This window comes from Paenibacillus fonticola DSM 21315 (assembly GCF_000381905.1).
GTDB lineage: Bacteria > Bacillota > Bacilli > Paenibacillales > Paenibacillaceae > Fontibacillus > Fontibacillus fonticola.
Genome location: NZ_KB907248.1, coordinates 251161 through 277642 on the forward strand (window position 1 = coordinate 251161; position 26482 = coordinate 277642).

At 50.1% G+C, this 26482-nt stretch carries 23 protein-coding genes and 2 pseudogenes; 6 read left to right on the forward strand and 19 right to left on the reverse strand.

Translation table 11 applies throughout. From position 1 onward, the window contains the following. Positions 1 to 188: 188 nt before the first annotated feature. Together G358_RS32140 and G358_RS0106035 are read right to left on the reverse strand one after the other, a co-directional pair. Positions 189 to 359 (reverse strand): YfhD family protein, encoded by a 171-nt coding sequence (locus G358_RS32140; RefSeq protein ID WP_019636302.1) that lies wholly within the window; start codon positions 357 to 359, stop codon positions 189 to 191. A gap of 32 nt (positions 360 to 391) precedes the next feature. Beyond that, positions 392 to 760, reverse strand: a complete 369-nt coding sequence (locus tag G358_RS0106035; RefSeq protein WP_019636303.1) for a hypothetical protein — start codon at positions 758 to 760, stop codon at positions 392 to 394. 196 nt (positions 761 to 956) lie between these two features. Here G358_RS0106035 and G358_RS0106040 point away from each other — a divergent pair, with 196 nt between their 5' ends. Both G358_RS0106040 and G358_RS0106045 read left to right on the forward strand, forming a co-directional pair. After that, positions 957 to 1409 carry a hypothetical protein gene (locus G358_RS0106040; protein ID WP_019636304.1) on the forward strand — a complete coding sequence of 151 codons (453 nt, stop codon included), beginning with the start codon at positions 957 to 959 and terminating at the stop codon, positions 1407 to 1409. A gap of 3 nt (positions 1410 to 1412) precedes the next feature. Beyond that, the gene (locus G358_RS0106045; RefSeq protein ID WP_019636305.1) at positions 1413 to 1694 is read left to right on the forward strand and encodes a YxcD family protein; all 282 of its coding nucleotides are present in this window, start codon (positions 1413 to 1415) and stop codon (positions 1692 to 1694) included. Between the two features lie 76 nt (positions 1695 to 1770). Here the strand turns inward: G358_RS0106045 and G358_RS0106050 are convergent, their stop codons facing one another. The 16 genes from G358_RS0106050 to G358_RS0106125 all read right to left on the reverse strand — a co-directional run bounded on the left by G358_RS0106050 (position 1771) and on the right by G358_RS0106125 (position 20823). Continuing rightward, complete coding sequence (locus G358_RS0106050; RefSeq protein ID WP_019636306.1) at positions 1771 to 2136, reverse strand: FMN-binding protein; 366 nt, start codon at positions 2134 to 2136, stop codon at positions 1771 to 1773. Positions 2137 to 2171: 35 nt separating this feature from the next. Continuing rightward, positions 2172 to 3599, reverse strand: coding sequence for an FAD-dependent oxidoreductase (locus G358_RS0106055; protein ID WP_019636307.1), 1428 nt, complete (start codon positions 3597 to 3599; stop codon positions 2172 to 2174). 261 nt (positions 3600 to 3860) lie between these two features. Next, positions 3861 to 4574, reverse strand: coding sequence for a response regulator (locus tag G358_RS0106060; RefSeq protein WP_019636308.1), 714 nt, complete (start codon positions 4572 to 4574; stop codon positions 3861 to 3863). Next, positions 4571 to 6196, reverse strand: coding sequence for a DcuS/MalK family sensor histidine kinase (gene dcuS, locus G358_RS0106065; protein WP_019636309.1), 1626 nt, complete (start codon positions 6194 to 6196; stop codon positions 4571 to 4573). Before dcuS ends, G358_RS0106060 begins: the two co-directional genes overlap by 4 nt. 229 nt (positions 6197 to 6425) lie before the next feature. Beyond that, positions 6426 to 7547 carry a molecular chaperone DnaJ gene (gene dnaJ, locus G358_RS0106070; RefSeq protein WP_019636310.1) on the reverse strand — a complete coding sequence of 374 codons (1122 nt, stop codon included), beginning with the start codon at positions 7545 to 7547 and terminating at the stop codon, positions 6426 to 6428. Between the two features lie 148 nt (positions 7548 to 7695). After that, positions 7696 to 9546, reverse strand: a complete 1851-nt coding sequence (gene dnaK, locus G358_RS0106075; RefSeq protein WP_019636311.1) for a molecular chaperone DnaK — start codon at positions 9544 to 9546, stop codon at positions 7696 to 7698. Between the two features lie 71 nt (positions 9547 to 9617). Beyond that, positions 9618 to 10208, reverse strand: coding sequence for a nucleotide exchange factor GrpE (gene grpE, locus G358_RS0106080; protein WP_026342091.1), 591 nt, complete (start codon positions 10206 to 10208; stop codon positions 9618 to 9620). 91 nt (positions 10209 to 10299) lie between these two features. Further along, a complete protein-coding gene (gene hrcA, locus G358_RS0106085; protein WP_019636313.1) occupies positions 10300 to 11328 on the reverse strand; it encodes a heat-inducible transcriptional repressor HrcA in 1029 nt (342 codons plus the stop codon). Between the two features lie 103 nt (positions 11329 to 11431). Then, positions 11432 to 11899: an N-acetyltransferase gene (locus G358_RS0106090; RefSeq protein ID WP_019636314.1), complete on the reverse strand. Its 468-nt coding sequence runs from the start codon at positions 11897 to 11899 to the stop codon at positions 11432 to 11434. Between the two features lie 73 nt (positions 11900 to 11972). Continuing rightward, the gene (gene hemW / locus G358_RS0106095) at positions 11973 to 13184 is read right to left on the reverse strand and encodes a radical SAM family heme chaperone HemW (RefSeq protein WP_051107654.1); all 1212 of its coding nucleotides are present in this window, start codon (positions 13182 to 13184) and stop codon (positions 11973 to 11975) included. Positions 13185 to 13406: 222 nt separating this feature from the next. Then, entirely contained in the window at positions 13407 to 15224 is a 1818-nt protein-coding gene (gene lepA, locus G358_RS0106100; protein WP_019636316.1) for a translation elongation factor 4, read from the reverse strand. A gap of 322 nt (positions 15225 to 15546) precedes the next feature. Then, entirely contained in the window at positions 15547 to 16506 is a 960-nt protein-coding gene (locus G358_RS0106105) for an acetylxylan esterase (RefSeq protein ID WP_019636317.1), read from the reverse strand. A gap of 121 nt (positions 16507 to 16627) precedes the next feature. Then, entirely contained in the window at positions 16628 to 17650 is a 1023-nt protein-coding gene (locus tag G358_RS0106110) for a glycoside hydrolase family 130 protein (RefSeq protein WP_019636318.1), read from the reverse strand. Positions 17651 to 17684: 34 nt separating this feature from the next. After that, positions 17685 to 18518 carry a carbohydrate ABC transporter permease gene (locus G358_RS0106115; RefSeq protein WP_026342094.1) on the reverse strand — a complete coding sequence of 278 codons (834 nt, stop codon included), beginning with the start codon at positions 18516 to 18518 and terminating at the stop codon, positions 17685 to 17687. Positions 18519 to 18520: 2 nt separating this feature from the next. Next, a complete protein-coding gene (locus G358_RS0106120) occupies positions 18521 to 19396 on the reverse strand; it encodes a carbohydrate ABC transporter permease (RefSeq protein ID WP_019636320.1) in 876 nt (291 codons plus the stop codon). Between the two features lie 107 nt (positions 19397 to 19503). After that, positions 19504 to 20823, reverse strand: coding sequence for an ABC transporter substrate-binding protein (locus G358_RS0106125; RefSeq protein ID WP_019636321.1), 1320 nt, complete (start codon positions 20821 to 20823; stop codon positions 19504 to 19506). A gap of 361 nt (positions 20824 to 21184) precedes the next feature. Here G358_RS0106125 and G358_RS29490 point away from each other — a divergent pair, with 361 nt between their 5' ends. The 4 genes and pseudogenes from G358_RS29490 (at position 21185) to G358_RS0106145 (ending at position 25796) form a co-directional block, all read left to right on the forward strand. Then, positions 21185 to 22219: a substrate-binding domain-containing protein gene (locus G358_RS29490; RefSeq protein ID WP_019636322.1), complete on the forward strand. Its 1035-nt coding sequence runs from the start codon at positions 21185 to 21187 to the stop codon at positions 22217 to 22219. A 200-nt stretch (positions 22220 to 22419) separates the two neighbouring features. Continuing rightward, positions 22420 to 23372, forward strand: a pseudogene (locus G358_RS31180) (glycoside hydrolase family 113). Between the two features lie 3 nt (positions 23373 to 23375). Next, complete coding sequence (locus G358_RS0106140; protein ID WP_019636323.1) at positions 23376 to 24587, forward strand: AGE family epimerase/isomerase; 1212 nt, start codon at positions 23376 to 23378, stop codon at positions 24585 to 24587. A gap of 18 nt (positions 24588 to 24605) precedes the next feature. Next, complete coding sequence (locus tag G358_RS0106145) at positions 24606 to 25796, forward strand: glycoside hydrolase family 130 protein (RefSeq protein ID WP_019636324.1); 1191 nt, start codon at positions 24606 to 24608, stop codon at positions 25794 to 25796. A 140-nt stretch (positions 25797 to 25936) separates the two neighbouring features. Here G358_RS0106145 and G358_RS33805 read toward each other — a convergent pair. Continuing rightward, positions 25937 to 26109: pseudogene (locus tag G358_RS33805) on the reverse strand (IS200/IS605 family transposase); the annotation flags it as partial. Between the last annotated feature and the right edge of the window lie 373 nt (positions 26110 to 26482).

The window sequence follows — 26482 nt, forward strand, 5'->3', positions numbered from 1 at the left end:
ATATAAAGCTGGTTATATAGTCCATGATTACCTTCATCGCTTCAGCTATATAAGATGAAACAATTGAAATGGATGTGGGGCAAGTACGTAAAATTTCAGTTTGTATAGCTCCAAAACATCCATGAATAAAGAAAGAGCACAAGACCGTTAAAGCCTGTCTTATGCTCTTACGCACACCTGCATTGCTGTTAGCTAGGCTGCTGCTGACGGCGGTCTGCCCGCTCGCTCCGTTCCAATGCCTCCCAATCCTCCTGATCAGCCAACTCTTCAGAAAACTCCACATCCTCGTTATGCCCGTCGGATAGTTTTGACATTTTAGCTGGATAGGAGCGTCCTGCGTCCTTTTTGTACTCGTTCATATTTCCCTTTCCCTCCTTTTGTTATATGCCGGTTACATCATTCCGCCCTGTTCATCAATGATGCGCAGAGCCTGATGATGACTCGCTTCATCCACGACGACCGTAAGCAGGGTGTCGTGGCCCGTCGGGCCGCCTTGTCCGCCATGGCTCATTCCGCTCGCGGCCGGATCGGCAGCCGACAAAATACCTGCGGACTGATTCGTTATCATCCCATCCTGAGTAATTGCTGTCAGGCTGGATATTTTGCCGGTGATCGGATTTAAAGGATCATAGCCTTCGCCGGGATATTTGCTAAAGCGATCGATGGATAGATCCACGACCCGCAAAGCCTGCAGCTTCCGGGCAGCGCCCTCCGCCTCTTCCGGACTTTTGAAATACGCGAGTATATTTTTTTCACCCATCCGTAGCGCCCGCCTTCCTTCGGCAATATTGAACGTGCTTCTAACGCAGTTCTTACTCTGTAGGATGCAATATTGAATGGTACTTTATACAAATGATTCTTTCTTTTAAAATTTGAAACTATTAGCGGAAAGGTTCGTATATACTCTTATATAAGTACACTAATACACATTTACAGTAGGAGGGCTCACTTTAAGTATGTTCAAGAAAATGACAATGCTCGTGATGGTGTTCACCCTAATCTTCTCATTCGCCTCTGCGGATTTCGCTGACGCCAGACGCGGCGGCTTTAAATCTGGACCTCGAAGCTACACGACTACGCCGAAGAAATCAAACAGCGTAAACAAGTCCGAATCGAACACGTCCAACAAATCAACGTCAACGAACGGAATGAACAATAACCGATCCGGATTTTTCGGCGGCGGCAGCTTTATGAAAGGGTTGATGGTCGGCGGATTGGCCGGGATGCTGTTCGGCGGGCTGTTCGGAGGCATGGGTTTCTTCGGCGAACTGCTTGGCCTCGCTATCAACCTGTTTGCCATCTACCTGATCGTTATGGTAGCCGTTGCTCTGTTCCGCAGGTTCAAGAAGCCGCAAGTCTACCAAGGCCCGCGCAACGACGACTACGATCATCGCGGGGGAAGATACTAACCTATGATTCTTAGCATGGATGAGATCATTAACGCGATTTGCCTTCATACCGCCGATCGCACCGGCTTGCGGCCCACCGACATTCAGGTGGAGCTAAGCTGGGATGAGGATACCGGATATACCGGCGAGGTTTGGGCCAACGGGCGAAGCCGTTATTTGATCGAGCTCAACATTATAGAGGCGATAATTCAATACGCATATAGGGAGTACGGTATCCGAGCATTCAAGGATGATATTAAATTGGACTTGGATGAAGAGATCACGGCGACGATCAAGCAAGATTGATTGCGCCAATGCAAGCTGATAAGGGCATCCTGTCGTTAAATGACGACAAGGATGCCCTTCCCTTTGTTTGCCAGTATTATTTTTTTGCGCTGCTAAGTGCGCTTTCCACGGCCTCAACAACAGCCGCACTGGATTTGGAAGCCCCGGAGATCACATCGATATCCTCCGTAGACTGCTCCTTGATAATTTCCGGTATCGTAATTTCAATGGCCGCGTCCACGATGCTTTGCGTTTCTCCATGCTCTACGATTTGAATACTGTCAATTTTACTGCCCTTGACTTCGACGGAAACTTTAATTTCACTCTTTGCTCCTTGAGCGCTTCCTTCATAAACTCCATCGATATATTGACCGCCGCCGCCCGCACAGCCAGCCAATAGAAGCACTGCGGCGGTGATCGCCGTCCCCGCAAACAAGACGCTTTTCCTAAACGCTCTGTACATAGTTATTTCCTTCTCCTTTTCCCCATGCTGACTGTTTATTTCAACGATTGCACGGCTTCCTGCGCGGCAATGCGGCCAAACGTAGTGATGTCAGCCAACGCATTTCCGCCTAGCCGGTTAGCTCCATGTACGCCGCCGGTAACCTCACCCGCAGCATACAGATTCGGAATGGCCATTCCCGATTCATTCAGTACCTGAGCCTGCGTGTTGATCGCTACGCCACCCATCGTATGGTGAATCCCCGGCGTTACTTTGATCGCGTAGTAGGCGCCTTTCGTAAAATCGAGACGCATATCGTCACGCTGGAAGTCCTCGTCTGCGCCCGCTTCCTTGAATTGGCTGTACCTGTTTACGGTTTGCTCTAAAATAGAAGGGTCAACCCCGATTTTCGAGGCGAGATCAGCTAGCGTCTGACCTTCCTGAACCAGACCCATTTCGAAATACGTATCCGTAGCCTTCAGTGTGCCGCGCAGTTCCTCATTAAAAATCAAATAAGCGACTTTATCCGTCTGAACCAAAATGTTCTTGGATACGACATCTCTCGTCAGCAGTTCGTTCGTAAATCGTACGCCTTCCTGGTTAACGAGAATAGCCCCATCTCCTCGAACCCCTTCGGTTATAAGCACGCCTTCGCCTGGAATCGTCGTCGGATGAATTTGAATTTCTTTCATATCGACCAGCTTCGCGCCGACAGCCGAAGCCAACTCAATGCCGTCCCCCTGTGCGCCCGGAGCGTTCGTCGTTGCAAAGCCTTCCAAGTCAGAATTATATTTCACGACCATATCCAGGTTGGCGCCAAATCCTCCGGTTGCGAGAATGACCGCTTTGGCCTCGATTTCAAACGCTTTGCCATCTTTGTCCGTACCTTTGACACCTGTTACATTATCGTCTTTATCCTTAATAATTTCTGTAACGTTATGCTGCAGACGAACATCTACTTTCAATTCCTCAAGCTTCTTCTTTAAAGCCATGACGATAAAATTGCCTGCGGCTTCCCCGCCTTCCGGCCTGTGAATCCGCGGAACGCTGGAGCCGCCCGCTTTGCCGACCTCCGACAATTCAGCACCGTTCTCTTTGAGAAACAGGACCGAATTTGCGGCGTTATCCGTCAGTACCTTGACCAAATCCGGGTTGTTGACGTCTTTGCCGCCCTTCATCGTGTCTTCAAAATGCAGCTCAGGGCTGTCGTCAATGCCCTGCGCCTTTTGGTACTCCGTTCCAGCGGCATTCAGCCCGCCCTCGGCCCGCGCCGTGTTTCCTCCGAGCATCGGCATTTTCTCCAGCAATACGACCTTTGCTCCCGAATTATGCGCCTCGATGGCTGCGGACATCCCTGCTCCGCCGCCTCCGACAATGACAATGTCCGCAGCATCCGATTTACCTACGCAAGCCGGCAAAATGATTGTCATCATCATCACTGCCACCATCGTGAGCAACCATGTTTTCATCTGTTTTTTCTTCATGCTGTTCCCCTCTTCACTTTAATGATCAACTATATTTTTGTGCATGTTTTCACATTCTTTTATATTGTAAATACTCAAGCTTCCCTCGAATAGATTTTGTAAGTACTGAAAAAGTTAATTAAGTAATTTAAGCGGTGGAAGCGTGCTGTCCGAAACATAACTCAACTAGAGATTCAATAATATTTTTCGATTGTGAGCACAACCAAAACACCCGCCATTCACTAGCAATGACGGGTGCTTTATGCAGCGCTGAATATAGAGTTAAAAATACACATCCACAATCTCGGACTTGTCCGGTAGAGCGCTGAACACGTCCAGAGGACGTCCCCCCGTTCCGTAGACGATGCGCGACTCCAGTACGCTAAGCTCCGTCAGAAAAGACAAATACTTGCGTACGGACACCCGCGATATGCCGGACAGCCGGGAGACGTCCTCGGTAGAGAAGCTGCCGCCATGCTCTTCTATTGCTTCCCATACGATTTTTAGCGTTCCCGGAGTCAAGCCCTTCGGCAAATGACGCATCTCACCGGACTCCCCTTGGTCAGGCGCTCTCCGGATGAGCTGGTCAAGATCATCCTGGCTCATGCTGCCCGGCGCGTTCATGCGATAATAGGTTTCGCGGTAGCTATCGAGCGCCGCTTTAAATCTCGAAAAATTAAACGGCTTGATAAGGTAATCAACCGCGCCATACTGCAGGGCCTTCTTAATGCGTTCGGGATCACGAGCAGCCGAAATCACGATAACATCGACGTTCGCATCCTTGCTCCGGATATTGTTCAGCAGGTCGAAGCCGTCTTTTTTCCGCATAAATAAGTCCAGCAAAATAAGCTGCGGCCGCCGATGCTCCAGCTCCAACACGGCTTCGTCAACGGACGAGGCCGTCCCTATGCAGCGGAAGCCGCCTACCTGCTCCAAATAGCAACGATTGAACTGCGCTACCATCGGATCATCCTCAACGATCAGTACGCTGATCATATAGACGCCTCCTTTGCCGCATATGGCAAAGCAACGGTGAATAGAGTTCCTTCTCCCTTCCGGGAACGGCACTCTAATCTGCCTCCCAGTTCCTTCACCCGCAGCATCACGAGATACAGTCCCATTCCCCGATCCTCTCCTTTGGTTGAAAATCCTTTATTATAGATAGCGGACTTAATTTCTTCGTGAATTCCGGAGCCGTTATCCTTTACGGAGCAATGGAGTTCGCCAGCCTCTTCTTCATAACGGATGGCAAGCTCGATTAACGGAGCTTCGCGCCCAGTGCTCTCTGCCCTTAACGATTCCAAGGCATTATCAAATAAATTTCCCAGTATAGTGATCAGATGATGCATCGTTTCTCCGCTGGATGGCTCGGGTAATAAGCTATGCTTCAGAAGCACGAAATCAACCCCGACCTCCCTTGCCCTGCTCATTTTTCCTAAAATGAAGCCGGCCATGACCTGATCCCTGACCTGCTCTGTCACGGCTCCAACTTCCGATTCATGGGTTTGCAGCGTCTCGGAAATATACTCTTGGAGTTGATCGTAATACGCCATGTGAGCCATTCCATAGATGACATGAAGCTTGTTACGGAACTCATGCGCCTGCGCACGCAGTGCTTCCGCATAGGAGGACAGCCCGGACAATCGCTCATTCATCATCCGAATCTCCGTCTTATCCCGGAAGGTGGCAATGACTCCAGCAACCTCTCCATTCACCAGAATAGGTACGCTGCTGACGCGAACGATGGCCGCTCCGAGCTCTGCTTCTTCATCCGAGGCTCCTTCTCCCGTCCGCAAAATCTCCTCGCAGCGCAGGCTGGGCCAAATGCTCCGTATATCCTCATCGATCAGCTTGGCAGGCAGTCCGGCCTGCCGGAACAATCTGCGCCCTTCCTCATTGATTAGCTTAATATTCAAATGCTCATCTACAGCGAGGATTCCTTCTTTGGCTGATTGAAGCATGGCGTTTCGCTCTTTCAGCAGCTTGGCGATTTCAAACGGCTCCATGTCATATATCGTCTGTTTGATTTTACGCGCGAGCAAATGCGCCCCCACTGCGCCGATGCCTCCCCCAAGGCCGAGTCCCCAGTACAGGATCCACTGATTCCTGGCGGCTTCCTCGGAGATCCGCCGCATTAATACCCCCGTTAGAACAGCCCCCACCTGGCTGCCCTCGGCATCAAAAATCGGAATAAACGACCTGAGGGAGGTGCCGAGCGTACCTTCCGCGATCGAAATTTTATGCTCTCCGCGGAGAAGTACTGACTCTTCATCGCCGCCAGTCATATGCCGTCCGACCAGCTCCTGGTTAGGGTGGGATCTGCGGATGCCCTCCATATCGATCACGACCACAAATTCAACGTCGTTAAGCCGTCGGATCTTATTCGCGTACTGCTGTATATTAAATGAGTTCTCCGGATTTCGCAGCGCCTCCTGCACGGACGGCGTAAGGGCGACCGTTCTCGACACGGCGACTACCCGCTCCTGCAAATTTCGGCTCGTTTGCGCCTTGAATTGTTCGCTGAACAGGAAATATATAATTAGCAATACTATAGCTAGAACAAGGCAAACTAACAGGGTAATCGTAGTTTGCAGACGGAATACTTGTTTTCTCCTCAAAGCGGTCCCTCCTGTTACTGCTCTTGCTCCTGCTTCCGCTGCCCTTCTCTGCTGCTATCTTACCTTGTCTTTTGCCACAGCGCTGTGAGGTTTTGTTACTTGCCCACGGGTTTATCTCCTCCAAACAAGAAAAAAAGACCGACGCCTCATCACGTCGATCTCCTTAAAAGTCCTTCAGCTAGCAAGCTCTCAACAATCCATTCGTACAATGTTCATTCTGTGCTGTTCATCAATCTCCACGGAAGGCCCGTTTCATCCGGTCAAAGAACGATTGCTCATTCTCATGCGTATGCTCGCCATCCATAGCGGCAAATTGCCGGAGCAGGTCTTTTTGTTCTTCACTCAACTTACTTGGTGTTACAACGACCACTTTAATATGCTGATCGCCTTGACCAATGCCGCGAAGACGAGGAACGCCCTTGCCTTTTAACCGGAAATACGTGCCTGTCTGGGTGCCTGCCGGTACTTTGAGCTTCACTTTCTCTGTAAGCGTTGGAATTTCAATTTCATCCCCCAACGCCGCTTGCGCAAAAGTTAACGGAACTTCACAGTAAATGTCATCGCCTTCACGCTCGAAGAAATCATGCGGCTTGACGCGGATGACGATGTACAAGTCTCCGGCTGGGCCACCACGCAGCCCGCCTTCGCCTTCCCCGGTCATCCGCAGTTGCGCTCCATCATCTACACCAGCAGGAATGCGGACATGGATTTTACGCTGCTTCTTCACCTTACCGCTACCTTGACAAGTCGAGCATTTGTCTTTAATAATCTGTCCTTTACCCGCACAATTGCTGCAGGCACGGCGATTCACCATTCGACCGAACGGGGTGTTCTGCACAACTTCCTGTTGTCCGGTACCATGGCAGACAGAACATGCCTCCGGCTTCGTTCCCGGTCTCGCTCCGGAGCCGAAGCAAGTATCACAGTTCTCTGTACGCGGAATCGTAATATCCATCTCTTTGCCAAATACAGCTTCTTTAAATTCAATCGTCATTGTATACTGCAGATCGTTCCCGCGCTGCGGTGCATTCGGATCGCGCCGGCCACCACCGCCGCCAAAAAACATATCAAAAATATCGCCAAATCCACCAAAATCGGCACCGGAAAATCCGCCGCCCATCCCTTGATTCGGGTCAACATGACCATATTGGTCGTAGCGCGCCCGCTTCCCCGAATCGCTTAGGACATCGTAAGCTTCCTTTACCTCTTTAAACTTATCCTCCGCATCCGCCGCTTTGTTCACGTCAGGGTGATACTGACGTGCCAGCTTGCGGTAGGCTTTCTTAATATCATCGTCCGAAGCGCTCTTGCCAACGCCCAGCACCTCATAGTAATCGCGCTTTTCAGCCATCCTTCCACCCCCACTATTGCTAAAACTTTGGCCAGTTCCGGACAGTCCCCCTATCCGGCAAAAGGAAAGTCAAAGCACGGAATGCCCCGCGCTTTGACCTTCCCGGTTCACCAAAGTGTATTGTCAAGATAACGCCTTGCGTCATCGATTAGTCTTGCTTCTTATCCTCGTCAACTACTTCGTATTCTGCATCTACGACGTTGTCTTTGCCAGCTCCGCCTGCAGCAGCGCCATCAGCGCCGCCATCCGCTTGGCCCGCTTGAGCCTGAGCTTGCTCATACAGCTTCACGGACAATTGCTGTACAATCTCTGTCAGCTTCTCGGACGCGGCATTGATTTCCTCAATGTTGTCGCCTTCGAGCGCCTTTTTCAGCTCATCCTTAGCTGCGTTCGCTTTCTCCGTCTCCGCAGCATCGACTTTGTCACCAAGCTCTTTAATTGTTTTGTCCACGCTGTAAATGAGCTGGTCGCCATTGTTCTTCGCTTCTACAAGCTCTTTGCGTTTCTTGTCTTCTTCCGCATGAAGCTCGGCGTCCTTCATCATTTGCTCTACTTCTTCTTCGCTCAAACCGCTGGAAGAAGTGATCGTGATTTTCTGGCTCTTGCCAGTTCCTTTGTCCGTTGCGGATACGTTAACGATCCCGTTCGCATCGATATCAAAGGTAACTTCGATTTGCGGTACGCCGCGAGGTGCGAGCGGAATGTCGCCCAGCATGAAGCGGCCTAGCGTTTTGTTGCCTGCTGCCATTTCGCGCTCCCCTTGCAGAACATGAATCTCAACGCTAGGCTGATTGTCTGCATAAGTAGAGAAGACTTGCGATTTGCTCGTCGGAATTGTCGTGTTGCGGTCGATCATTTTCGTAAATACGCCGCCTGCGGTTTCGATACCCAGGGACAGCGGAGTAACGTCGAGCAATACGACGTCTTTAACGTCACCTGTCAGGACGCCCGCTTGTACTGCAGCGCCGAGAGCAACCACTTCGTCAGGGTTAACGCCTTTGTGCGGCTCTTTGCCTGTCAGTTTCTTGATCGCTTCTTGAACAGCAGGAATCCGCGTGGACCCGCCGACCAATACAATCTTGTCGATCTCTGCAGGAGTCAGGCCGGAGTCGCTCAGTGCGCGGCGTGTCGGTTCAAGCGTCCGTTCTACGAGGTGTGCGGACAGCTCTTCGAATTTGGCGCGCGTCAGGTTCATCTCCAAGTGCTGCGGAACGCCATCCGCTACGGTGATGAACGGAAGGGAAATCGTCGTCGTCAGAACGCCGGACAACTCCTTCTTCGCCTTCTCGGCTGCATCCTTGAGACGCTGTACTGCTGCTTTATCCTTGCTCAGATCAATGCCTTGATCTTTCTTGAATTCAGCTACCAGATAGTCGATGACCACTTGGTCAAAGTCGTCGCCGCCCAGACTGTTGTCCCCGCTGGTGGCCTTAACTTCGAAGAAGCCGTCCCCAAGCTCCAGAATGGATACGTCAAACGTACCGCCGCCCAGGTCATAAACAAGAATCGTTTGATCTTCCGCTTTTTCCATACCGTATGCAAGCGCCGCTGCCGTAGGCTCGTTCACGATGCGCAATACTTCGAGGCCTGCGATTTTCCCCGCATCCTTCGTCGCTTGACGCTGGCTGTCATTGAAATAAGCCGGAACGGTAATAACCGCTTGGGTCACCGTTTGGCCAAGATAAGCTTCGGCATCGGATTTCAGCTTCTGCAAAATGATGGCCGAAATTTCCTGCGGCGTCATTTCTTTGCCGTCGATGCTCTCCTTATGATTGCTGCCCATATGTCTTTTAATCGAGATGATCGTGCGATCCGGGTTCGTAATAGCCTGGCGTTTGGCAGTCTCGCCGACAACGCGCTCTCCGTCCTTCTTGAAGCCTACGACCGATGGCGTCGTACGCGCGCCTTCCGGGTTAGGAATAACGACGGCTTCGCCGCCCTCCATGACCGCTACGCAAGAGTTTGTAGTTCCTAAGTCAATACCGATTACTTTGCTCATATAAGTTATGTCCTCCTTAATAGATTGTTGCATAAGTTGTATTTGTCAGATTGAATGATAATCGAAGAAAATTAACCGCTGACTTTGACCATCGCTGGACGGAGCACCTTGTCCTTCAACATATACCCCTTTTGTACCTCTTCGACAACGATGCCCTCTTCATGCTCATCCGTTTCCACCTGCATAATCGCTTGATGAAATTCCGGGTTAAATGGCTGGCCTACACTTTCCATCGCCTTCAAGCCTTCGGTTCCCAGCACGCCTTCGAGCTGGCGGAAAATCATTTCCACACCTTTGGCATAGGAAGTAACATCTGCACCCTGCTCACCGCTGGCGATTGCCCGCTCAAAATTATCTATGACCGGAAGCAGCTCGGTGATCAGCTTCGCAGAAGCATATTTGCCAAGCTCTTCCTTCTCTTTCTGCGTACGCCTGCGGAAGTTATCGAAATCCGCCTGCACTCTCAGCAGCCGCTGTTGCTGCTCTTCAACTTCAGCGCGAAGCGTCTCTAGTTCGCTATCCTTCTCCTTGACGGATGCTGGGTCTGCGGCAGCTTGCTGCTCATCCGCAGAATGATCCTGCTGAACGCTGTTCACATCTTCATCCATTGTATGTTCTTGTTTCTCGTTTTCACTCATATCGAATTTTTCCTCTACCTTCATATTGATGTTGTCTTGAATCGACTCTTGATCCTTCAAGAAGTTCACCTCCTTAACATGCGATTAAACGTCAGTATCATGCAATTTTCTAATGCTAGCGGGACAGATATTCCGTTAAATCTTTAGATAGCATATCCAAAATCCGCATCACCCGGGCATACTCCATTCTGGTCGGCCCCAAAATACCGATTGTCCCTACAGCTCCCCCTTCTGTAGCATAGGTGGCTGTAATGAGACTGCAATTTGCAAAAGCTTCATGTTTGTTCTCCGGACCGATCCGCACTTGGACGCCTGATCCCGACGATATCGATGCCATCATCTTCATTAATGTCGGCGTTTCCTCAAGCAAATCCAAAATACTCTTCACCTTGTCCACATCCCGGAATTCGGGCTGTGTCAGCATGTTCGTCGCTCCGCTCAGGAACAGGCGCTGGCCTTCATTTCCGCTGCTATCCAGCACATCGTCTAGCACCTTCATCAATTCCTCGAAATGGCTGCTATGCCGCTGCATTTCCTGACCGATTTCATTATACAGCGCCGATTTCAATTTATAGATCGGCACGCCGGTAAGCCGGTGATTGAGCAGGTTAACGACCTTCTCCATCTCCGATACAGATACGCCCGGCGGAATAGAAACCGTCTTATTCTCGACCTGCCCAGTATTTGTGACAATAATGGCGACGGCCGTAGTTTCGTTAAGCGAAAGTAATTCAAAATGACGCAGCGACGTATGGAACACTTCTGGTCCGAGTAAAATTGCGGTGTAGTTGGTCATATGAGACAAAATCGTACCGGCATGCTGAATGACCTGTTCCGTGGCATTCAGCTTCTCGGCAAAAAATGATTTCATCGTCCCCAGCTCTTCCGAGGTGAGCAAATTCAGGGGCAGCATATGATCAACGTAATACCGGTATCCTTTATGTGACGGTATACGGCCTGCTGACGTATGAGGCTGCTCGAGAAAGCCGAGCTCCTCCAGGTCAGCCATTTCATTGCGAATCGTTGCCGGACTGTAGCCGACATCTCCGCGTTTAGAAATGCTTCGGGATCCCACTGGCTCCGCCGAACGAATATAGTCATCTACTATGGCTGTCAAAATCATTCTCTGGCGTTCCGTTAACATGAAAATCCCTCCTATTAGGCTTATCACCGTGTAATTAGCACTCACTCTTATCGAGTGCTAATCGCTAATACAAAAATACCAAACCGACAAGACCATTGTCAAGTCAGTTCAGTATCTTAAGTACAGCTATTTCATCGCAAGCATGCTGCTTCGGACAATGGATACAATCCGTCCAGACCTTCTCTGGAAATATATCCTTCTCTACGACCGCAAAGCCGTTTTTCAAGAAAAAAGACACTTCGTAAGTCAGCGCCATGACCTTGGGGATGCCGAGGTCTCTCGCTTCCTTTACAAGCTCAGCTACGAGCAGCGAGCCGAGTCCCCGTCCCTTGTAGCCTTCCGATATGCCGAGCGACCGGATTTCCACCAGTTCTTCACCTAACCGGCATAAGGATCCGCATCCAACGACCATATCGTCCACTTCAGTAACGACGAAATCATCAATCTGCCGTCTCAGTACCTCTCGCGAACGCGGCAGCATAATCCCCCGCTGGGCATACCCGTCTATCATCTGAAATAGTGGCTCCACATCCTCCAGTCTTGCTCTTCTGCATACAGCTACGGCAGGCATGCTGTTGTCCCTCCTTGATCCGGCACAATAATATGAATAAATATACAACAAATCGTATATTAGTTCAATACATTTATTTTTCGGTCAAGACGCCAATAAATTCCGCGAACACTTCATTGCCAAATAAAATCCCACGCTTGCTCAGCCGGTAGCCCGAAGGGGATGCGGTTTTTTCCAGCAGTCCGTTATTGAGCATCTTCGTCAACTGCACGCCAAAGATCTCATCAAGGCCTGCACCGAATTGGCTGCGGAAATCTTCATCGGAAATGCCCTCCAATACGCGAAGTCCGACCATGACGAAGTCCTCCATCGCCTCCTCCCGGGTTACATCAAACCGCTCTAAAATCGGCCGCCCTTGTTTACAAGCTTCATTATATGGATTAACCCCTTTAATATTTACATGGCGATACCGGTTCACGTATCCGTGGGCGCCCGCGCCCAGGCCATAATAATCCTCGTTTCGCCAATAGGTTATATTATGCCGGCTCTCCTGTCCGGGTTTGGCAAAATTACTAATTTCATATTGTTTATATCCCGCCTGTTCCATCCGTTCCATCAATAACAAGTACATTCGCAGTTCCTCCTCTTCTTCTGGGAGGGGAAGCTGATTTTTATGGTACAGCGTATGGAACAACGTGTTCTCTTCTACTTTAAGGCTGTAGATTGAATAATGGGGCAACCCAAGCTCCAACGCTCTGGATACACTGTAATCAAGCATGTCGACCGTTTGATTCGGCAAGCCTAACATAAGGTCGATCGATAAGTTATCAAGCCCTACCGCCCTGGCATTGTCCAGACTGCGATAGACGTCATCTGTATTATGAATGCGGCCGATCCCGCTTAGCAGCTCGTTCTGAAAGGCCTGCACGCCAAAGCTGACCCGATTCACGCCTCCCGCCTTCATGATGGCTAGCTTTTCCTTATCGGTCGTGCCGGGATTAGCCTCCATAGAGAACTCTATATCCGGGGCCCAATTTGGAAAATGCCGCCGAACCGAAGCGAGAAAGAACTCCATCTCATCCGCCTTAAGCACAGTAGGGGTACCCCCTCCGACAAAGATGCTCTTAATCTCACCAGGGGGCGTCTCGCGAACCGTCAGTTCCATTTCATGATCGAGCGCCCGCAAATAATCCATTACGGGCTGATCTTTGAGAACGTAGGAGTTAAAATCGCAATAAAAGCATTTATTTGTACAAAACGGAATGTGAATGTAGACAGCCTTAGGGGCGTTTGCCGGGATTACATTTGCTTCAGCTTGTATTATCGTTTCTGGTGTCTTGGGCATTTCGCGCCCGCCTTGCTGCAGGTGATGACTCACGGTCACGCCTCCTTCTTGTTAAGTTGTTTTGCTAATTGATGATCGATGCACGCATAGTGGGTCTTCCGGCAACAGGGAATCCCCAAACCAATACGCGCTACGGAAAAAGGAAAGCCCGAGGGCTTTCCTTCTCCAGCTATATTTGTTCCCCTTGTTTAACGCGCAATGAACGCAAAACAGCGATTTCGATTAATTATCATCGATTTTGAGCACCGCCATAAAGGCTTCCTGCGGCACTTCCACGTTGCCTACCTGCTTCATGCGCTTCTTACCTTCTTTTTGCTTCTCGAGCAATTTACGTTTACGGGAGATGTCCCCGCCGTAACATTTGGCGAGTACGTTTTTCCGCATCGCCTTGACCGTCTCTCTCGCTACGATCTTCGTACCGACCGAAGCTTGGATTGGCACCTCAAACATCTGGCGTGGAATCAGCTCGCGCAGCTTCTCGCAAATGCCGCGGCCACGGTGGTAAGCCCGCTCTCTGTGAACGATAAAGGACAATGCATCCACCTGCTCCCCGTTGAGAAGGATGTCCATTTTGACCAGGTTCGATTGACGGTAGCCGGAAAGCTCATAGTCAAAGGAAGCATAGCCCTTCGTGCTTGATTTCAACTGGTCGAAGAAATCGTACACGATTTCCGACAATGGAATCTGGTACGTAATCGTTACCCGGGTCGTATCCAAATACTCCATGTTGATAAATTCACCGCGTTTGCTCTGGCAAAGCTCCATGACGGTACCCACGAAATCATTCGGTACGATGATGGACGCTTTGACGTACGGCTCTTCCACGTGGTCGATCTTGCCGACCTCCGGGTAGTTGGACGGGTTATCGATTGATATCGTCTCTCCATTCGTCAGAGCCACTTTGTATATAACACTTGGCGCGGTCGTAATGAGCGGGATATTGAACTCGCGCTCAATGCGTTCCTGAATGACGTCCATGTGCAGCAGGCCGAGGAATCCGCAGCGGAATCCGAAGCCGAGCGCACTGGAGGTCTCCGGCTCAAAGCTCAGTGATGCATCGTTCAGCTGCAGTTTCTCCAGCGCTTCGCGCAAGTCGTTGTAATCCGACGTGTCGATCGGATACAGGCCGCAGAATACCATCGGATTGATCTTCCGGTAACCCGGAAGCGGCTCTGCCGTCGGATGCTTCGCATCCGTAATCGTATCCCCGACGCTCGTGTCGCCGACCGTCTTGATGCCGGCGACGATAAATCCGACATCCCCGACATTCAGCTCGTCGACCATCGTCATCCGCGGCATGAATGCGCCGACCTCAATTACCTCAAACGTCTTGCCGGTTGCCATCATCTTGATCTTCGAGCCCGCTTTGATTTGCCCATTAATAACACGAACATATACGATAACCCCTTTGTACGGGTCATAATGCGAGTCAAAGATGAGCGCCTTCAACGGCTCGTCGGGATCTCCCGTCGGGGCAGGCACCTTCTGCACAACCTGCTCCAGAATTTCGCGAATTCCGATACCGGCCTTGGCCGATGCATGAACGGCTTCGCTCGCATCCAGTCCAATAACATCCTCAATCTCCTGCTTCACGCGATCAGGATCGGCGCTCGGCAGATCGATCTTGTTAATGACCGGCAAAATTTCCAGATTGTTATCCAATGCCAAGTATACGTTAGCCAGCGTCTGGGCTTCGATCCCTTGCGCGGCGTCTACAACAAGCAGCGCTCCTTCACAAGCGGCCAGACTTCTGGATACCTCATACGTAAAATCGACGTGTCCTGGCGTATCGATCAAATTAAGCACATATTCTTCACCGTCATCTGCACGGTACGAGAGACGCACTGCCTGCAGTTTAATCGTAATCCCGCGTTCTCGCTCCAAATCCATCGTATCAAGCACCTGCTGCTGCATTTCCCGCGAGGTTAATGCTCCGGTATATTCCAATATCCGGTCAGCCAACGTTGATTTGCCATGGTCGATGTGTGCAATAATACAGAAATTGCGAATCTTTTCTTGCCTAGCTCTAATATCTGTCATTGTTACCCCCACCACAAATCCTTCGAAGTATAATCAATTTATTATATCAGTTATAGGAGGCGGCATCAATGTTGAGCTTAGTGAAGCTGTGACACTAACGTTCGATGCTGACGCTACACCATTTCGAGCACGCTTCCCTTAACGATAAAAAGTCCCGATACAAGGCTTGTCTTCACCCTATCATCGGGACAACTACATATTATGGAACGTAAAAGCATACAAAGCAAATAAAGACTCCCAGCACCACAACGTCCACCGGGTGTTGAACGATCATCTAATCAGTTGGCAGGTTGCTTCTCCTTACAAGCTCAATTTGTTAGCCTTACAAGCATAGGAACGCTTGCAAAGTACGGTCGCTCAAATATGGCAAGTACTCGTGCCCATACTCGTGGTAGACAAGCAGCTCTTTTTCCGCGCAAATTTTGTTATAGACCGCAAATTGCGTGGACGGCGGACAGATTGTGTCGGCAAGTCCGGTTACGAACAGCACCTTGGCCTTAATCCGGCTGGCCAGATGTTGAATGTCAATATAACCCAGCCTCGTGAAAATCTCTTCCTCCCGCAGGTGGTGGGGGTCAAAGAAGCGGAAGTAATAATGAATCTCTTCATAAGCCGAAGTCGTAACATTCAGTTCAAAGGCTCTGCGGTAATCGCACAAGAACGGATATACGGGCACAGCCAGCTTAACCCTTGGCTCCAGTGCAGCGCAAGCTGTTGCTAGGGCGCCTCCCTGCGAGAGGCCGTGCACACCAATCCGCTCTGGATCAACATGCTCCATACTCATCAGGATCCTCACCGTCTGCACCGTATCGAGAAAGACGTTCCGGAAATACAGCTTATCCGGATTCGGGTCATCGATTCCCCGGATAATATGGCCGCGAATCGTCGTCCCCTGGACCGTCAAATTATCCTCGGACAAGCCGCCTTGACCGCGGCAGTCCAGCGCCAGCACCGTAATGCCGTGAGCCGCATAATTCACCTTATCTGCCCAGTCCCCGCTATCACAGGAGTAGCCATGGAACATCGCCATTGCCGGCCCTTTGCCATCTATCTGCTTCGGTTTCACGTATTTCGCATGGATTCGCGCACCGCCTGTCCCGGTAAAATATAAGTGATAGCAATCCGCTAACGGGCTGCTAAATTCAGCCGGAACCAGCTCATAATCCAGTGATTGCCCTTCCAGCTCCTGTAGCGCCCTCGCCCAATACGAATCAAAATCGGCCGGTTTCGGACTGCTTCCTTTATATTGTTCCAACTCTGCTAGTGCTATGTTGCTGCCCATCCCGTCACACCTCCTAATCTCCTGACTAATCATCTAGCCTACTAATAATGAGAGGACGAAAGTTGCTTCTAATGAAGAAGGATTTCGTCCTCTGCCTCATATGGTTATCGCAAATCTCAAGCTACATCATGCCGATCCCGGCATCGTCGGCCACTTCCTCGCTCGTCTCCTTTACGTACTCTACAATTTCCTGTACCGTCGTATAGGCCACGCCTACGTAAGTATCCGCTGCTCCGTAATAAATGGCAATTCTGCCTGTTTCGGCATCATGCAGAGTGGCGCACGGGAACACAACATTGTTGACAAAACCCCGTTCCTCGTACCACTCTTCCGGCGTCAGCACATAATTCGCCGAGCGGTACTTCACTTTGGAAGGCTCATCCCGGTCCAGAATGACGGCGCCCATGCTGTATACGAGCCCGTTGCACGTGCCGGTAACACCATGATAGAACATAAGCCAGCCTTCCGTCGTCTCGATCGGGGCCGGTCCGCCGCCGATTTTCACCGATTGCCACCAGCCTTGCCCGCCCTTGGACATGACATGGCGATGCTTGCCCCAATACACAAAATCAGGGCTTTCACTAAGGAATACGTCGCCAAATGGCGTATGCCCGCTATCGCTAGGGCGGGACAGCATCACATAGTTGCCGTTGATTTTGCGCGGGAAAAGCACTCCGTTGCGATTGAATGGCAGAAACGGATTCTCCAGGCGCACGAACGTTTTGAAATCCTGCGTCTTTGCGGCGCCAATGGCAGCTCCATAAAAATCAGTACACCAAATAATGTAGTATGTCCCGTCTACCTTGATGACCCGCGGATCATAGGCATAGTTCGGCTGAAACGGCTTGCCTGCCTCGTCGACGAAAGCAATCCGCTCTTCTTCGATCGACCAGTTCAGCGCATCGTCGCTCCATCCGAGATGAAGATGCGGGCGCCCGTTAATCGTTTCCGCACGAAACACTCCGGCGAACCGCCCTTCGAAAGGAACCACCGCGCTGTTAAAAATACGGGCGATCCCTTTGGCCGGATTTCGCTGAATCACCGGGTTATTGCTATGTCTCCACACCGGGCCTGCTGTACCTGACGGTTTTTCCTGCCAAGGCATGTTTGTTAGTTTGTCTCCAATAATACGTACTTCTGTCATGTGGTATGTCTCCTTCCATTGATTCATCAATGAATTATTTCACTGAACCCTGCGCAAAGCCGTTATATATATATTTCTGCAGCGCGATAAACGCGACCAGAATAGGAATGATTGTAATCATGATCGCCGCGCAGATGACTTCCCACTGCGAACCGTATGGCCCTTTGAATTTGAACAAGGCGGTTGATATCACTTGCAGATTCTCGCCCGGCATGTAGAGAAACGGCGTATAGAAGTCATTGTAAATGTTAACGCCCTTGACGATGATAACCGTCACGATCGCCGGAGCAAGCAGCGGAAGCACGATTTTGAAAAAAATCGTAATATAGGAGGCTCCGTCCAGCATCGCCGATTCATCCAGAGATTCCGAGATCGTGTCCAGAAATTGCAGAAAAATATAAACCGCGATAATATCCGTTCCCAAATAGAGAATGATCGGCGCAAAGCGGGTATTGACCAGGTCAAGCGTATCGATAATCCGGAACGTAGCCACCTGTGTCGTAACACTGGGAATCAGTGTTGCCAGGAGGAAGGCCCCCATAAGCAGCTTGCTGCCCCGGAATTTAAAGCGGCTAAGCACATAAGCGATCATCGACCCGATCAGCGTAGCTCCTATAATGGAAATGGCGAGAATAAAAAGCGTATTGCCAAAGCCGAGCAGCATTTTCCCATCGACGAAAGCTTTCGTATAATTCGAGAAGTTCATCCAGTTTTGCGGCGGATCGAGCGGACTGGTCGCCCCGTATTCGGCATTCGTTTTCAAGGATGAGAAAAATACGACAATGATCGGAATGAGAGCCGCGAAGGCGCCTAGAATGAGCGTAATATATTTGAACGTACTGCCTGCCGCATATTTGAGTCTGTACACGATCAATCATCCCCCTTAATCAGAACCCTCTGAAGCAGCGTCACGAGAATGACGATGATAAGCAGCACGACAGCCATGGCCGAAGCAAGGCCTAGCTTGCTGTATTTAAATGCAACGTCAACCGTTTGAATAACAAAGGTATTACTTCCGTTGGAGCCCCCGGTCATAATATATGGAATATCAAAGGCGCTGATCGCGCCGCTAATAGCCAAAATTAAGTTGAGCTGCAAAATCCGCTTGATGCTGGGCAGAATGATATGTCTGAATTGATGCCAGCGATTTGCACCGTCAATGTCAGCAGCCTCATAAATGTCCTTGCCGATGGAAGAAATCGCTCCAAGGAAAATAATGAAGTTGAAGCCCATGTACCTCCACAAGGACGCGCCTGCAAGCGAAATATTAATGATGTTTGGATTCAAAAGCCAACCCTGCGACAAATGCCCAAGCCCGATAACCTGAAGCAGCGTATCCAAGGTACCGTCCGGCCGAAAGAAGACCAGAAAAATAAATCCGATGGCGACCCCATTGAGCAGATAAGGGAAAAACAGCACCCCTTTAAAGAAATTTTTGAAGCGGATATTAAAACTAAGAATGGTAGCAAAGTACAAAGCCAATCCCATCTGTACGAAAGTCGCTCCGAAGTAGTAGAGACTGACCTTGAACACGGAAAAATACTTTGGATTCGTAAAAATCGTTTGGTAATTTTCAAATCCGACGTAATCGAAGCTTTTACTATAACCGTTCCAGTTCGTAAAGCTGTATTTGAACATGTTGAATACAGGGAGATAGGCAAACGTGAATAATAAGACGACCGGAATCAGCGAGAAAGCGATAATTATGATTCGTCTTTGCGTCTTGTAGCTTAGGTTTGCAAACACCACTCACACCTCCAGGCCTTGTCTCTGTCTTGATTTGGTATAGAGAAGAAAAACGCGCAGAGGCGTTTTTCTTCGAATGGTTCCAACCCGCAAGATGTCCGGATCGTTTACTTCGTTACTTTTGCCCGGGATTTCACCCATGCATCGTTAAGTTCCTTCATAATGTCATCGTAAGATTCCTTGCGGTTACCGATGGCGGCTTCAATGATCCGCTTCTTGAAGTCCGGCTGCCACAGACCGATTTCGGCGTCTTTATCGATCTTGTCCACCCAGCCCTCCTGGCCTGGCTGCGCCGGCGTCTGCAATTCAAACTTAATGTCCGTGCCTTCAAATTGCTTCAGGGTGTCGGGCAGCGGCGCACCGACGACAGGGCTCATGCCCCCGCCCTCCGTAGTAGGATAGCCGGATTCGTTAATGAACCAGTCGACCCACGCTCTCGCAGCAGCCTTGTTCTTGCTGTGCTTGCTGATCCCCAGCGTATAGTCGTCCGCAAGCGGCATAATGACTTCTTTGGCATTCGTCGGGAACGGCATGTAGGCAATATCGTCCGGATTGGCCGCCAGCTCCTGTACTTGTCCGATCGCCCATGAACCAAGCACCATCGCACCGATTTTGCCGTTAGCCAGATCGGACTTGGACGCTTCCCAGTTCGTCGTCGTCGGATCTTTCTCGATTAAGCCCTGCGCCACCGCATCATACATCACTTTGTACAGCTCATAGTGAGGCTGTCCCGGCACAAAGTTATCATCCGTGTTCGGCTGAGTTACGTTGACGTAGTCCACATCGCCCGCCACAGTCGTAAGCACGGCTTCCCATTGGGTCAGCGGCCAGCTGTCGGCGTAGTTCGTATACAGCGGGATCGCGTCGCCCTTCTCTTTAATCGCTTGCAAAGCAGCCATGAACTCGTTCGGAGTTCTGGGCGCCGTCGTCACGCCAGCGTCTGCAAACACCTTCTTGTTGTACAGGACACCGGAAAAGTTAACGGCAATCGGAATGCCGTACGCTTTGCCGTCAACCGCTCTTTCTTCAAGACCGATGTATTGTTTGCTCATTTCCTCCAAATCGCCAAGCGGTTCAAAAAACTGCGGCGTATCCTCGAGTGGAATGCTCGTCGGCAGCAGAAGGACATCCCCGTAATCATCGGAGCTCATCCGCACCGTGATTTGCCCTTCATAATCGGACAGAGCCTGGAAATTCACCTTGACATCGGGATATTCCTTGTTGAATTCTGCAGCATACTGCTTGAAAACCGTATCCACAATATCTGTTCTTTGCGTGATTACGGTAATTTCACCTTTAACAGCGCCTCCTCCATCTGTCGAGCCGCCGCCGGCTTCCCCGTCACGGCCATTGCCACTGCAGCCAGCCAGCATGCCAAGCACGAGCATTAAAGCCATTAACCCCAATACCAATTTGCTCTTCTTCACACTTGCAACCCCTCTCTATAAAATTAGGTTATCGATAACTTACAATTCAGATGGTATACTGAATGCGCTTTCCCGTCAATCATTTAATTTTGCTTTTTTTGCTTCTCTAGCGCTTAGGTCACTTATCTTCGCCGATACAGCAATGTTTTTTTGTCCCTTTGTCTTTTTTTCATATTTTTTTGCAGATGATATACTGAAACCATTCATGCTTTAGTATAAAATTAAATTATTAGGTTATCGATTAACTAAATTTACAACTCTGTTTAAACTTTTCTTTATCTTTAAAAAATATAAATGTATACTACCTGTAGGCTGTCGCATTAAAGTTATGGTTAGTATGACGTGAAAGCAGGTGATTTTCATGAAGAGCAACATTACAATGCGGGATATCGCAAATAAGCTCGGTGTCAGCAGTGTGACGGTATCCAAAGCACTTAACGATAAAGAAGGCGTTAGCGAGGAGCTTAAGCAGAAGATCAAGGCTTTGGCCGGGGAAATGGGCTATCGTTACAACTCTGCGGCCAAATCCATTAAAGACGGTTTATCGAAAAATATCGGCGTGCTTATTCCCGAGCGGTTCACCGGGATGTCCCACTCGTTCTATTTGCGCGTATATCAGCAAATTTCGCTGCTTCTGGATCAATACGGGTATTTTGGCATTCTAAATATTCTGAGCAACGAGGATGAGGAGCTGCTGAATTTCCCCCGGGTCTATAGCGAAAATAAGGTCGACGGCATCATCGTCCTTGGCCAAATCGGTAAAGAGTATATCGAGACAGTCCAAAACATGGATCTCCCGAAAATATTTCTTGATTTCTATGACGAGCATGCCGATATCGATTCCATTGTTACCGACAACTTCTACGGGGCTTATGAGATGACGAATTATTTGATCCGCAACGGTCACCGCAGAATCGCCTATGTCGGGAATATTTATTCAACGAGCAGCATCCAGGACCGGTATCTCGGCTACTATAAATCCTTGCTGGAGCACGGGATGCAGCTGGATCACTCCTTGATATTGAGCGACCGGGACGATAAAGGGAAATTCATCGACATTGCGCTTCCGGACCCGCTGCCGACCGCCTTCGTCTGCAATTGCGACCAAATCGCTTATCTGCTGGTAGACAAGCTGAAGCTGAACGGTTACAGCATCCCCGAGGACTGCTCCGTCGTCGGCTTCGATAACGACATTTACGCCACTTTAACCTCGCCCCAGCTTACAACCGTCGAGGTCGACATCGAGCAAATGGCCAAATCGGCCGTGAAATTCATCATGGATAAAATCGAGAACCCGCACCGCAAGTTCGGACGCGTTATGGTGCAGGGCAATATTATATACCGGCAATCGGCCAGACAAATAGATGCCGAAGCCAGAGAGATTTCCAGCACTTGACGCTGAACAAATCCGCCCCCGGGGCGGATTTTTTTATTTTCGCCACAATTTACGGTTGATTTATTTGACGAAAACATCTATAAATTAGTTATATAAGATAATAAAATTTATAATAACAAATCTAACAAATGTCTTTATTATCTTTTAATATCGATGGATTTGCACGTCCCACCACTTACTAACAAAGAGAGGCTGATACGATGACCAAGCCGGATTACATTGCCGGAATGACCTGGGGATTCATGGGCGTTCGCGAAACATGGGCAAATGATGAAGCCAAGCATTCTATGGAACAGATGGCTACCGCAACCGGTGCAAACTGGACGGCCATTGCCTTCTCCGCCATCCAAGCTACCGCTCATTCTACCGAAATTCCTTATTGGGACGCCCCAACGGTGACGGATGAGGAAGTAAAATGGGCCATCAGGGAAGCAAAAACCTTAGGATTGAACGTATGCCTGAAGCCGATTGTGAACTGCGCGGACGGCACCTGGCGGGCGCACATCAATTTTTTTGATAAGATGTTCCTTGCGAGCCCAAATGGTCGGACTGGTTCCGCTCTTACAGCGCCTACATCCTTCACTTCGCCAAGATTGCCGAGGATACGGGCTGCGAAATGCTATGCATCGGCTGCGAAATGGTGCAAACGGATCGCCGGGAGGCCGAATGGCGGCAGTTGATTGCCGAAGTCCGTAAAGTATACACCGGACTGATTACCTATAATTGCGATAAATATCAAGAGGATAACGTCGGTTGGTGGGATGCGCTGGATATCATCTCTTCCAGCGGCTACTATCCGGCAAATGATTGGGAGAATCAGCTGAATCGCATCGAGAAGGTTGTTCAGACATACGGCAAACCATTCTTCTTCATGGAAGCCGGCTGCCCGAGCCGCAGCGGCTCCGCCGCCATCCCTAACGACTGGACGCTGGCCGGTACAGCAGATCAGGATGAGCAGGTTAAATTCTATAAGGCAATGTTCAGCGCCTGCGACAGTCGGGAGTGGATCGGAGGCTTCATGCTGTGGGATTGGCCAGCAAAGCTCTATTCGCGTGATGAGGCGGCGGCGGATGACGGTTATTGCGTTTATGGCAAAAAGGCCGAATCGGTTATTTTCGATTATTACACTTCCAAGACAAGAAATGGGGAATAAGCATTGAACAAGCAAGTAAATGCAGCCGCCTGGCTGGCGGAAATCGAAGACGAGCTGAACAATAACATTTTGCGCTTTTGGATGGAGCGTACTGTAGATGTGGATCATGGCGGATTCATTGGGGAAATGGATCATGCCGGAGCAATCCGCCCTCAGGCTGCAAAAAGCCTTGTCCTGAATGCACGCATCCTCTGGACATTCTCGGCAGCCCATCGCGTTTATCCGGATGCCGGATACTTGCGCATCGCCGACAGAGCGTACAGCTATCTGCAGGACAAATTCATAGACCGTGAATTCGGGGGGCTGTACTGGATGGTCGATTACACCGGCCAGCCGATTCAAGACAAAAAACAGGTATACGGCCAAGCCTTCGTCATTTACGCGCTGTCGGAATACCATCTGGCCTCAGGGCGTCCCGAACCAGTGCAGCAGGCCATTCGGCTTTTTGAGCTGCTGGAGAAGCACGGCTACGATTCCATCCATCAAGGCTATATCGAGGCTCTTGCCCGCGATTGGCAGGTTACCGACGATCTGACCTTAAGCAACAAGGATCTGAACGAAAAAAAATCGATGAACACCCATCTGCACGTGCTCGAGGCCTATACCAATCTGTATCGGGTATGGAAATCAGAAACATTGGAAAGGAAGCTCAAGGAGCTGATCCACGTCACGCTGGATCATATCGTCAATGCGGAAAATGCGCATTTTCACCTGTTCTTCGATGAAGAGTGGAATGTAAAAAGCACGCATATTTCCTACGGCCATGATATCGAAGGCAGCTGGCTGCTCATGGAAGCGGCAGAAGTACTGGAACATGACCACGCCCTGCTGGAGCGAGTCAAGCAAACGGCCATCGCCATGGCCGAGGCGACGCTTGCCAAAGGCGTAGATCAAGACGGCGGACTATGGAATGAAGCCGATGAGCAAGGGCTGACAGATACTAACAAGGATTGGTGGCCGCAGGCGGAAGCCATGGTCGGCTTCTATAATGCCTATCAGCTTACCGGAGACAAAAAATTCATGACAGCAGCCCAAGATTCCTGGCAATTCATTCGCCGGTTCATCTCTGACCCCGTGCATGGCGAATGGCACTGGGCCGTACACCAGGATGGCACTCCCATTAAGACGGAACCCAAAGTGAGCGCCTGGAAATGCCCTTATCATAACGGAAGAGCTTGCCTGGAAATGATCTCCCGTTTGAATGCACTAATTTAAAAAATGGAGGCAATTCGTATGAACATTCAATTTGCGGAAAGAAAAGCAGCATTAACTAAGAAGTATGAATCTCTGATCGCCCGTCCCAACGAGAAACTTCCGTTCGGTAACGGCATTTATGACCGCTATCGCTATCCGGTGCTTACTGCCGAGCATGCGCCCCTGATTTGGAAATATGATTTCAACCCGGAAACGAACCCGTTTTTCGCGGAAAGGCTTGGCGTTAACGGCGTTTTTAACCCGGGAGCCATCGAGCTTAACGGCAAATTTTATCTGGTCGCCCGGGTAGAGGGCGTCGACCGCAAATCCTTTTTCGCCGTAGCCGAGAGCGAAAGCGGCGTAGACGGCTTCCGTTTCTGGGATCATCCAGTCGTCCTCCCGGAAACCGAAGACCCCGATATTAACGTCTATGACATGCGTCTCGTGAAGCACGAGGACGGCTGGATATACGGCCTGTTCTGCACGGAGCGTAAAGACCCGAACGCGCCCAAAGGAGATTTGTCCAGCGCGATCGCCCAATGCGGCATTGCCCGCACGAAAGATCTCGTGACCTGGGAGCGTCTGGCGGATTTGAAGACGAAATCGCCGCAGCAGCGCAACGTAGTGCTGCATCCCGAGTTCATCGACGGCAAATATGCCTTCTATACCCGGCCGCAGGATGGATTCATCGACGCCGGCTCCGGCGGCGGAATCGGCTGGGGGCTGTCCACATCGATCGAGCAGGCTGTCATCGAAGAGGAGATTATCGTCGATGAACGGCAGTATCATACCATTAAAGAAGTGAAGAACGGCCAGGGACCCGCCCCGATCCGCACGGATGCCGGGTGGCTCCATATTGCGCACGGGGTGCGAAATACAGCAGCGGGACTAAGATATGTGCTGTACGCGTTTGTTACCGATTTGCAACAGCCACACCGCATCACGCACAGCCCAGGCGGACACCTGATTGCCCCGGATGGCGAAGAGCGGGTCGGCGACGTCTCCAACGTCGTATTTTGCAATGGAGTTATCGCCCGTGAGAACGGGGAAGTGTATATTTACTATGCCTCCTCCGATACACGCATTCATGTGGCTACGACCACGGTCGGGCAATTGGTCGATTATGCCCTTCATACGCCGGAAGACCCGCTGCGCTCTTACGCCTGTGTAGAGCAAAGAATTAATTTAATTAACCGCAACCTGCAGCTTGCTGAAGCAAATGTTCACTAATCATAACCACCCGTCCAACGGGTGGTTTGCTCTTGGGGTATAATCCCCTGTTGCCAAACTGCGCCTAAAGACGCTAGCCTGACCACAAATCTGTTCAGGCTCAGTGTTATTTGTCACTTCCACTTACCAGTTAAACTGGCTTATTTCTTTCTTGATCTTGTTACTGCTGTGTTGCTGCTGAACGGATCTTCATACTCTTTTACACTCAGCGTATCTATGGCCTGATCCCGTGCTTCTTGTTCACGAATGTATTTCGCTACAATTGCTTCATTTAGGCTCACTGTACTGTACTTACATCATATCCTTCTGCCCAGGGCTTAGGTCGAAAATGTGACTCAGAACGTGAACAATGTGATTCAGAACATGAACAAATTTTATAACGAAGCTGATGATCGCTATCTGTGTAAAAATAACCCTTCTCAAAATGTAACGAAGCTGGGTAACGTTATTTCAGTCTTTACTGCTCCAAACAGAGGATAAACCGCAAATAGAGTGTCTGAGATTCGTTGCTATGAACGTTTTTGTCAAACCCTCTATTTTTTCTGCCTGAGCACGTGGCGCGAGAGCAAAAATGCGAGCGACGGTCGGCACGCTGCTATCCGTGGGTTGGGTACCACATGTTATGCCTTCGTCAAGGAGAGCTTTTGCAAGCTAGAAACGCACGTTCAGTTCTTGGCAAACCTAGT

Excerpts from the sequence above, each read along its gene's own strand:
- G358_RS32140 (WP_019636302.1), bottom strand. The coding sequence starts at position 359 with ATGAACGAGTACAAAAAGGACGCAGGACGCTCCTATCCAGCTAAAATG.
- G358_RS0106035 (WP_019636303.1), bottom strand. The coding sequence starts at position 760 with ATGGGTGAAAAAAATATACTCGCGTATTTCAAAAGTCCGGAAGAGGCG.
- G358_RS0106040 (WP_019636304.1), top strand. The coding sequence starts at position 957 with ATGTTCAAGAAAATGACAATGCTCGTGATGGTGTTCACCCTAATCTTC.
- G358_RS0106045 (WP_019636305.1), top strand. The coding sequence starts at position 1,413 with ATGATTCTTAGCATGGATGAGATCATTAACGCGATTTGCCTTCATACC.
- G358_RS0106050 (WP_019636306.1), bottom strand. The coding sequence starts at position 2,136 with ATGTACAGAGCGTTTAGGAAAAGCGTCTTGTTTGCGGGGACGGCGATC.
- G358_RS0106055 (WP_019636307.1), bottom strand. The coding sequence starts at position 3,599 with ATGAAGAAAAAACAGATGAAAACATGGTTGCTCACGATGGTGGCAGTG.
- G358_RS0106060 (WP_019636308.1), bottom strand. The coding sequence starts at position 4,574 with ATGATCAGCGTACTGATCGTTGAGGATGATCCGATGGTAGCGCAGTTC.
- dnaJ (WP_019636310.1), bottom strand. The coding sequence starts at position 7,547 with ATGGCTGAAAAGCGCGATTACTATGAGGTGCTGGGCGTTGGCAAGAGC.
- dnaK (WP_019636311.1), bottom strand. The coding sequence starts at position 9,546 with ATGAGCAAAGTAATCGGTATTGACTTAGGAACTACAAACTCTTGCGTA.
- grpE (WP_026342091.1), bottom strand. The coding sequence starts at position 10,208 with ATGAAGGTAGAGGAAAAATTCGATATGAGTGAAAACGAGAAACAAGAA.
- hrcA (WP_019636313.1), bottom strand. The coding sequence starts at position 11,328 with ATGTTAACGGAACGCCAGAGAATGATTTTGACAGCCATAGTAGATGAC.
- G358_RS0106090 (WP_019636314.1), bottom strand. The coding sequence starts at position 11,899 with ATGCCTGCCGTAGCTGTATGCAGAAGAGCAAGACTGGAGGATGTGGAG.
- hemW (WP_051107654.1), bottom strand. The coding sequence starts at position 13,184 with ATGCCCAAGACACCAGAAACGATAATACAAGCTGAAGCAAATGTAATC.
- lepA (WP_019636316.1), bottom strand. The coding sequence starts at position 15,224 with ATGACAGATATTAGAGCTAGGCAAGAAAAGATTCGCAATTTCTGTATT.
- G358_RS0106105 (WP_019636317.1), bottom strand. The coding sequence starts at position 16,506 with ATGGGCAGCAACATAGCACTAGCAGAGTTGGAACAATATAAAGGAAGC.
- G358_RS0106110 (WP_019636318.1), bottom strand. The coding sequence starts at position 17,650 with ATGACAGAAGTACGTATTATTGGAGACAAACTAACAAACATGCCTTGG.
- G358_RS29490 (WP_019636322.1), top strand. The coding sequence starts at position 21,185 with ATGAAGAGCAACATTACAATGCGGGATATCGCAAATAAGCTCGGTGTC.
- G358_RS0106145 (WP_019636324.1), top strand. The coding sequence starts at position 24,606 with ATGAACATTCAATTTGCGGAAAGAAAAGCAGCATTAACTAAGAAGTAT.